Here is a 2137-nt window from a genome sequence, read left to right as displayed (position 1 = left end):
GCGGCCGGCCGGGCCCCCCCCCCGCCCGCCCCCCGGGGTGGGGCGGCCCCGCGCCCCCCACTACCGTGGGGTCAGCTGTTCTCACCCAGCGGTTTCACCGCCTGCTTCTGCAGTGACAGCAGGCCCAGCAGCACTGCCAGTGCCACGTAGGCGCCGGCGAACTGCCAGCTGATGATGCGCGCCAGGCCGTCCAGATCCCATGGCAGGTAGATGCCGCCGCGCGGGTCCACCGAGTGGATCAGGCCGAACAGGGTCAACAGCGCCGCCACCAGCAGGAAACCGCAGGCGCGGCGCAGGCGACCATCGACCATCGCCGCCACTGCCGAGATCCACAGCATCGAGGTGATGATGAAGCCGTTGCCGAGGGTGAAGATCACCGCCAGCTCCGGCAGGCCATGGCCGTCGAGCTTGGTCAGCAGTTGCGGCAGCTGGTCCGGGGCGATCCAACCCGGCGCCTTGATCGCCAGCAGGTAGGCCACCGACGGCAGGAAACCGAACACCATCGCACCGGTATGGTGGCGCGGCGTGGCCTGGAAGGCCTGGGTGGTGATGTCGATGGCCACGTACACGATGATCGGTGCCAGCACCGCCAGCGGCAGCCACTGCACCAGCCCCGAGATGATGCCCAGCATGCCGCCGATGCCGACGAACAGGCCGGTCAGCAGCGTGTAACCGCTGCGTGCGCCCATGTGCTTGTAGGCCGGCTGGCCGATGTACGGCGTGGTCTGTGCCACGCCGCCGCAGACACCGGCCACCAGCGTGGCCACCGCCTCCACCAGCAGGATGTCGCGGGTGCGGTAGTCATCACCGGCCGCGCGTGCGCTTTCAGACACGTTGATGCCACCGACCACCATCAGCAGGCCGAACGGCAGCAGCAGCGGCAGGTAGGTCATCGCGGTAGGCAGGCCATCAAGGAAACCCAGCGTCGGCAGCGGCAGCACCACCTGCGGCGGCACCCACTCCGGTACGTGGAAGCCCGGTGCGCCCAGCCCGGCCAGGCCAAGGCCGTAATACAGCACGGTGCCGAACACGAAGGCCAACAGCACACCGGGGCCGCGCACCGGCAGCTTGCCCTTGGCGATCAGCACATACAGCAGCAAGCCCAACGTAGTGAAGCCGACCAGCGGCGAGCGCAGCGTTTCCAGCAGCGGCAGCAGGCCCATCAGCACCAGCGCAATGCCCGCGATGGAACCCAGCAGCGCGGCGCGCGGCAGCGCGCGGGTGACCGCTTCACCGAAGAATGACAGCACGAACTTGAGCACGCCCATGATGACCAGCGCGGCCATGCCCAGCTGCCAAGTAGCGATGCCCGCCGCGTGCGGATCCATGCCCTGCTGCTTGAAGGCGATGAAGGCCGGGCCGAGCACCAGCAGGGCCATGCCGATGCTGGTCGGTGCATCCAGGCCGAGCGGCATCGCGGTGACATCGTCGCGGCCGGTGCGTGCGGCCAACCGGCGTGCCATCAGGGTGTACAGCAGGTTGCCGACCAGCACGCCGAAGGCGGTGCCGGGGAACATGCGGCCGAACACTACGTCGGCGGGGAACTGGAAGATCCCGACCAGGGCCATGGCGATGAAGCCGAGGATGGAGAGGTTGTCGACGACCAGGCCGAAGAAGCCGTTGAAGTCGCCGGCGACGAACCAGCGACGCGGTGCGGCGGAAGCGGGAGCGGACATGGAAGGGGTGGTGGGGGTGGGGACCGCCGATGGTAGGCCCAGCGGGGCCGGCGCGCCAATTCCGTGGTGGAATGATGGGTTCCAGCCAACGGCGGAGCCCCTCGTGGCTGGGGGTTGGCCTCGGACAGCGGACCTCAGGGGGTGGGCCGGGGGGGTAGGCTGCGCAGGGGTCGCTGCAAGTACATCCATGTAAGCTCGGTCGCCGCATCCATGCGGCTCACGCCCCTGCGCAGCCTACCCGCCCGGCCCCTGACAGTTTCCTGCGCGTGCCAGCCACGGAAGAGAATCAAAAGATCAAAAGCAAAGTCAGGCGCTCGTTGTAGAGCCGAGCCCATGCTCGGCTGCTGTACGCGAGGCATCTGAGCCGAGCATGGCTCGGCTCTACACGAACAATTCGATCATTTCCACGTTATCCACGCATGGCGTGGATCTACCGGCAGATCGCGATGATCTGTCGAAGG

At 67.9% G+C, this 2137-nt stretch carries 1 protein-coding gene; it reads right to left on the bottom strand.

All coding sequences use genetic code 11. From position 1 onward, the window contains the following. Positions 1 to 71 precede the first annotated feature (71 nt). Positions 72 to 1676, bottom strand: coding sequence for a SulP family inorganic anion transporter (locus ACJ7C5_RS13045; protein ID WP_412704142.1), 1605 nt, complete (start codon positions 1674 to 1676; stop codon positions 72 to 74). Between the last annotated feature and the right edge of the window lie 461 nt (positions 1677 to 2137).

The organism is Nocardiopsis yanglingensis (genome assembly GCF_045809185.1).
Classification (GTDB): domain Bacteria; phylum Pseudomonadota; class Gammaproteobacteria; order Xanthomonadales; family Xanthomonadaceae; genus Stenotrophomonas; species Stenotrophomonas yanglingensis.
This window is presented reverse-complemented; position numbering and strand designations above follow the sequence as displayed.

What these genes read in the sequence shown, in the direction of transcription:
- ACJ7C5_RS13045 (WP_412704142.1), bottom strand. Translation starts at nt 1,676, where the DNA reads ATGTCCGCTCCCGCTTCCGCCGCACCGCGTCGCTGGTTCGTCGCCGGC.